This window comes from uncultured Jatrophihabitans sp. (assembly GCF_964252635.1).
GTDB lineage: Bacteria > Actinomycetota > Actinomycetes > Mycobacteriales > Jatrophihabitantaceae > Jatrophihabitans.
In genome coordinates this window covers 1-5,639 of the sequence record NZ_CAXUNP010000081.1, presented here as the reverse complement: position 1 = coordinate 5,639, position 5,639 = coordinate 1, and the positions used below count along the sequence as shown (strand labels likewise).

5 protein-coding genes and 1 pseudogene are annotated in these 5,639 nt (G+C 71.6%); 2 read left to right on the top strand and 4 right to left on the bottom strand.

The genetic code is table 11. From position 1 onward, the window contains the following. Positions 1-98: 98 nt before the first annotated feature. Positions 99-908, bottom strand: a pseudogene (locus ACFFCA_RS19610) (SDR family NAD(P)-dependent oxidoreductase); the annotation flags it as partial. Between the two features lie 55 nt (positions 909-963). Continuing rightward, a complete protein-coding gene (locus tag ACFFCA_RS19605; RefSeq protein WP_375487943.1) occupies positions 964-2,550 on the bottom strand; it encodes a flavin-containing monooxygenase in 1,587 nt (528 codons plus the stop codon). Between the two features lie 77 nt (positions 2,551-2,627). Here ACFFCA_RS19605 and ACFFCA_RS19600 point away from each other — a divergent pair, with 77 nt between their 5' ends. Together ACFFCA_RS19600 and ACFFCA_RS19595 are read left to right on the top strand one after the other, a co-directional pair. Beyond that, the gene (locus ACFFCA_RS19600) at positions 2,628-3,287 is read left to right on the top strand and encodes a TetR/AcrR family transcriptional regulator (RefSeq protein WP_375487941.1); all 660 of its coding nucleotides are present in this window, start codon (positions 2,628-2,630) and stop codon (positions 3,285-3,287) included. Between the two features lie 104 nt (positions 3,288-3,391). Then, entirely contained in the window at positions 3,392-3,967 is a 576-nt protein-coding gene (locus ACFFCA_RS19595) for a hypothetical protein (RefSeq protein WP_375487939.1), read from the top strand. A 13-nt stretch (positions 3,968-3,980) separates the two neighbouring features. Here the strand turns inward: ACFFCA_RS19595 and dcd are convergent, their stop codons facing one another. Together dcd and ACFFCA_RS19585 are read right to left on the bottom strand one after the other, a co-directional pair. After that, a complete protein-coding gene (gene dcd / locus ACFFCA_RS19590) occupies positions 3,981-4,559 on the bottom strand; it encodes a dCTP deaminase (protein WP_375487937.1) in 579 nt (192 codons plus the stop codon). Between the two features lie 10 nt (positions 4,560-4,569). After that, positions 4,570-5,502: a haloalkane dehalogenase gene (locus tag ACFFCA_RS19585; protein WP_375487935.1), complete on the bottom strand. Its 933-nt coding sequence runs from the start codon at positions 5,500-5,502 to the stop codon at positions 4,570-4,572. Positions 5,503-5,639: the final 137 nt, after the last annotated feature.

Here is a 5,639-nt window from a genome sequence, read left to right as displayed (position 1 = left end):
GTCGCGTGGCCGGACGGGCTGCGCTGGTCGCGGGTGGTGGTGCCGCCGGCGGCCCCGCCCGAGGCGGCGGGCGGCTCGACGGCGGCCAGCTTGTTCGCGCGGCCCGCGGCGAGCGCGACGAGACGCTGGTAACCGGGGCCCACCACGCGGACCAGGATGTCCAGGAACTTGGCGTCCAGGCCGACGACGGCGCGCGGCCGGTTGCCCTGGACGGCGCGCAGGATGGACTTGGCCGCCGCGTCGGGTGAGGTCTTGGCCAGCTTGGCGTCGAAGTACTCGGCGATCTTGGCCGCGTCGACACCGTCGACCGCGGTGGCGTTGCGGGTGATCGCGGTCTTGATCCCGCCGGGGTGCACGCAGGTGACGTGCACGTTGTTGCCGGCGACCAGCATCTCCTGGCGCAGCGCCTCGGTGAAGCCGCGGACCGCGAACTTCGCGGCGTTGTAGGCGCTCTGGCCCGGGACGGCCAGCAAGCCGAACAGGCTGGAGATGTTGACGACGTGCCCGTCACCCGAGGCGATCACGTGCGGCAGGAACGCCTTGGTGCCGTTGACGACCCCCCAGAAGTCGACGTCGAAGACCCGCTCGATCTGCTCGAAGCTCATGACCGAGATGTCGCCGGTGAAGGCGATGCCGGCGTTGTTGATGACGATGTTGACGGTGCCGAAGTGCGCGGCGACCTCGTCGGCGTAGCTCAGCACCGCGGCGCGGTCGGTGACGTCGAGCGAGGCGCTGTGCACCGGCGCGCCGATGACGCGCAACTGCTTGACGGTGGTGGCGAGCCCGGTGGCGTCGACGTCGCTGACGGCCAGCTTCGCCCCGCGCCGCGCGAGTTCGTAGGCGAGCGCGCGGCCGATGCCCGACCCTGCTCCGGTGACGACGGCGACCTTGCCCTTGACGTCGGTCATGTGGCGTTCTCCTTGGGTTGGTTGCGGATCGGGCGGTGCAGTTGTGCGGTCCGGTTCAGGCGCTGACGGTACGGACGTCGCGGCCGGCCCCGCGGGGTGTGGTGTCGTACGCGGCGACGTCGAAGCGGCGGGTCCGGCGGCGGAACAGGAACGTGAACGCCGGCCACAAGGTCGTGTTGTTACCGTGCGCGTCGAGGTACCAGCTCGCGCACCCGCCGGTGGTCCAGATGGTCTGCTTCATGTGCCGCTGCAGTGCTGCGTTGTACTCGCGCTGCGCGTCGGCGCGCACGTCGAACGTCGCGAGCTCGCGGTGCTGCATCGCCTCCAGCGCGCTGGACAGGTAGTTCACGTGCGACTCGATCATGTAGACCATCGAGCTGTGCCCGAGGCCGGTGTTCGGCCCGACGACGAAGAGCATGTTCGGGAAGCCGTGCACCGCCGCCCCGCGGAAGGCCTGCTGCCCGTGCTCGGCCCACACCTGGGCGAGGGTGCGGCCGTCGGCGCCCACGATCCGTTCGAAGGTCGGTGAGTCGGTGACGTGGAACCCGGTGGCCACGACGATGGCGTCGACCTCACGGACGGTCCCGTCGGTGCCGACGATCGCGTTCTCGCGGATCTCGGCGATGCCGTCGGTGACGAGCTCGACGTTGTCCTGCGCGAGCATCGGGTACCAGGTGTTGGAGATCAGGATGCGTTTGCAGCCGATCTGCCAGTCGGGCGTGACGGCCGCGCGCAGCTCGGCGTCGTCCGGGATGCCCTTGGCGATGTTGCGCTCGGCGACGCGCTGCGCGAGCTGCAGGATCTGCGGCCGGTAGCCGAAGCCGAGCATGAAGCTCTCGCGTCCCCAGTAGATGGCCTCGCGGGCGAGGCGCTGCAGGCCGGGCACGCGCCGGTAGGCCAGCTTCTCCAGGCGCGAATACGCGCGGTCGTGCCGGGGCATGACCCACGGGGCGGTGCGCTGGTAGACGTCGAGGTGCGCGACGCCCGGCGCCCCGCCGCGGGCCGTGCTGTCCCGGCCCGCGATCGCCGGGCCGACCTGGATGGCCGACGCGCCGGTGCCGATCAGCGCGACCCGCTTGCCGGCCAGCTCGGCGTCGTGGTTCCAGCGCGCGGTGTGGAACACCTTGCCCTGGAAGGTCTCGATGCCCTTGATGGGAGGCAGGTTCGGCTCGGCCAGCGCGCCGACCGCGCCGACGAGCACGTCGGCACTGAAGGCGCCGTTGGTCGTGTCGACGAGCCAGCGCCGCTGCGCGCCGTCCCACCGGGCCAGGGTGACCTCGGTGTCGAACAGGTGCTTGTCGGCGAGGTCGTACTTCGCGGCCACCGAGCGCAGGTAGTCCTGGATCTCGGGCTGCGGGGAGAACGAACGCGACCATGCCGGGTTGAGCTCGAAGCTGAACGAGTACAGGTGCGAGGGCACGTCGCACGCGGCACCGGGGTAGGTGTTGTCGCGCCAGGTGCCGCCGACCTCGCTGCCGCGCTCGATCACGAGGAAGTCCTCGCGCCCGTCCTGGCGCAGGCGGATGGCCGCGCCGAGGCCGGCGAAGCCGGAGCCGATGACCAGCACGCCGAGGTGCCGGCGCTGGGGCTCGGCGGCGTCGCGCGGTGTCGACCGGTCGGGACGGGCGGGTGCCTGAGTCATCGTGTCAGGGTAACGGGCTCATTGAACGTGAGTCAATAGGTAGTTGACTGATGTTCAGTAGCGGCTAGGGTGACGGCATGTCTGCGCCACGCCGGGTTCGCCTGACCCCGGAGGCGCGCCGCGCGCAGCTCATCAAGCTCGGTGTGGAGATGCTGGCCACCCGCACGCTGGACGAGCTGTCCGTCGAGCTCATCGCCCAGGCGGCAGGGATCTCCCGCGGGCTGCTGTTCCACTACTTCGCCTCCAAGCAGGAGTTTCACCTCGAGGTCGCGCGGGCCGCCGCCGGCGAGATGATCCGGCGCACCGAGCCCGACCTCGCGCTGCCGCCGGTGGAAGCGCTGCGCAAGGCGCTCGACGCCTTCGTGGCCTACGTCGAGGACAACCCCGACAGCTACAAGTCACTGGTACGCGGCGCGGCGAGCGGGGACGTCGAGATGCGTGCCATCTTCGACGCCACGCGCGCGACGATGGCGCAGCGCATCATCGTCGTGCTGGACCAGCTCGGCTTCACCCTGAGCGAGCGCGCCTCGCTGGCCGTGCACGGCTGGGTCGCCTACGTCGAGGAGTGCGTGGTGCGCTGGATCGCCGGGAGCGGGGCCGAAGGCGAGACCCTGGGTCGCGAGGCGGTGCTGGACATGCTCACCAAGTCCCTGCCGGCCGTGGCCCTCGCGGCGTCCGACGGCGAGATCGGCACGTTGGTCGAGATCCTGACCGCGACCGAGCAGCCGACGACGTGAGACCACGTCGGGAGGATCGGGGGCAACTGACCGTGCGCCGCACGCCGTTTTACTGTGATACTCCGTTACGCCAGTCACCGCCCGCCCTCGACCGAGAAGGTGCCGTGCCGTCGTCGCCGCGAGCCCGAGCCCGGGTACTGGTGCTCGCGCTGGGCGCAGCGGCGTTGACCGCGTGCTCGAGCAGCGGGGCCGCCGAGCTGTCCACCGCGCCGTCACCCACTCCGAACGGCAAGCATTACGTGTACGCGGACGGCTCGGTCGAGCGGACCGACTGGCCGGACGTGTGCTTTCCGGTCACCGCCGACTCGGCGGCGGCGGTGATCGGCACGGCCGTCACGACCAAGGCGTTCCACCGCCGCTGCTACTACATCCCGGGCAACGACGCCTTCCCGACCCTGACCGTCACCATCCTGGGCATCGGCAACGACCAGCAGGACACCTTCAACAGCGTCCGTGACCAGAACGCGAACCGGTCGCCGCGCCGCGTCGACGGGGTCGGCCGGGCCGCGGTCACCTACACCCTGTCGGTGTCCCCGACGATGGTCATGGACGTGCTCACCGACCAGGGCGCGTTCGAACTCGCCCTGCGGTCGCCCGTCGGCAACAAGGTGAGCTCCGGACGGGGCCTGGACATGCTGTCCGCCGTCGGCCGGGTGCTGGCCAAGGAGTTCTCGGACTGATCGCGCGACGCGGTCAGGCCGTCGGCCAGCGGCGGAAGTTCTGGTAGGACCGGCTCGGCGTCGGGCCGCGCTGACCCTGGTAGCGGGAGCCGTAGACCGACGACCCGTACGGATGCTCCGCCGCGCTGGAGAGGCGGAACAGGCACAGCTGGCCGATCTTCATGCCCGGCCACAGGGTGATGGGCAGGTTGGCGACGTTCGACAGCTCGAGGGTGATGTGGCCGGTGAACCCCGGGTCGATGAACCCCGCGGTCGAGTGGGTCAGCAGCCCCAACCGTCCGAGGCTGGACTTGCCCTCCAGCCGCCCGGCGAGGTCGTCGGGCAGGGTGACGATCTCCAGCGTCGAGCCGAGCACGAACTCGCCCGGGTGCAGGACGAACGGGTCGTCGCCCTCGGGTTCGACGAGCGTCGTGAGGTCGTCCTGCTGGGCCGCGGGGTCGATGTGGGTGTAGCGGGAGTTGTTGAACACCCGGAAGAACCGGTCGAGGCGCACGTCGACGCTGGACGGCTGCACCAGCTCGGGATCCCACGGTTCGACGGCGAGCCGGCCCGCCCCGACCTCGGCGCGGATGTCGCGGTCGCTCAGCAGCATGGCGCAGAGGCTATCCGCTCGTCCGGATGAAGGTGGCGACCGCGTCGGCGAGCTCGGCTCCGGCGTCCTCCTGCAGGAAGTGGCCGGCGTTCGCGATGACCGGGTGCGTCCGCCCGGCCGCCCCGGGCACCGTCCGCTCCAGGACCGGGCGCATGCCGCCCGTGATGGGGTCGGAGTCGGAGAACGCGACGAGCATCGGTATGGTCGACGCAGCGAGGACGGCCCAGGCCGCGCGGTTGGCGGCGCTCGCCGGGTCGTCGGGACGGTAGGGCACCAGGCCGGGCATCGCCCGCGGCCCGGCCGTGAACGTCTCGTCGGGGAACGGCGCGTCATAGGCGGAGCGGGCGACCGGCGACAGCCCGCGCACACACCCGGACTCGACGAAGCGGGCGATGTCCAGTCGGGGCGACTCCTGCACCGCCCGGCGGAAGCGGTGCCAGATCTCGGGCATGTCGACGTCGCCGGTGGGCAGGCCGGTGTTCGCGGCGACCAGGCGGGCGAACCGTGCGGGGTTCTCGGCGGCGAGCCGCAGCCCGATCAGGCCGCCCCAGTCCTGGCCCACGAGGGTGATCGCGTCGAGGCCGAGGCGGTCGAGCACCAGCTCGCGCACCCACTCGACGTGGCGGGCATAGGTGTGGTCGGCCACCTCGACGGGCTTGTCGGAGCGGCCGAAGCCCACGAGATCCGGCGCGACGACCCGCAACCCCGCGGCGGCCAGCGGCGGGATCATCGACCGGTAGAGGTAGGACCACGACGGCTCGCCGTGCAGCAGCAGCACGACCGGGCCGTCGGCCGGGCCGTCCTCGACCCACGCCATCCGGATCGGTCCGCCGCCCGTCGGGTCCGCCACCTCGGCGTGGTGCGGCTCGTAGTCGAAGCCGTCCGTACCGCCGGCGTCGCGAAGGTGCGCGAAGCGCTCGTCCGAGGTGCGCAGGGTCTGCATGGGGCGACGCTACGCGGCACCCACTCGCGACCGGGTGGGTGCCGAGACCGGAACGGCGCAGGACGTACCCCGCGCGCGGCCCGGCGCCAGCGCGGCCGCGCCCAGCAGCAGCACGGCCACCGCGGCCGCGACCGGGC

Excerpts from the sequence above, each read along its gene's own strand:
- dcd (WP_375487937.1), bottom strand. The coding sequence starts at position 4,559 with ATGCTGCTGAGCGACCGCGACATCCGCGCCGAGGTCGGGGCGGGCCGG.
- ACFFCA_RS19585 (WP_375487935.1), bottom strand. The coding sequence starts at position 5,502 with ATGCAGACCCTGCGCACCTCGGACGAGCGCTTCGCGCACCTTCGCGAC.
- ACFFCA_RS19605 (WP_375487943.1), bottom strand. The coding sequence starts at position 2,550 with ATGACTCAGGCACCCGCCCGTCCCGACCGGTCGACACCGCGCGACGCC.
- ACFFCA_RS19600 (WP_375487941.1), top strand. The coding sequence starts at position 2,628 with ATGTCTGCGCCACGCCGGGTTCGCCTGACCCCGGAGGCGCGCCGCGCG.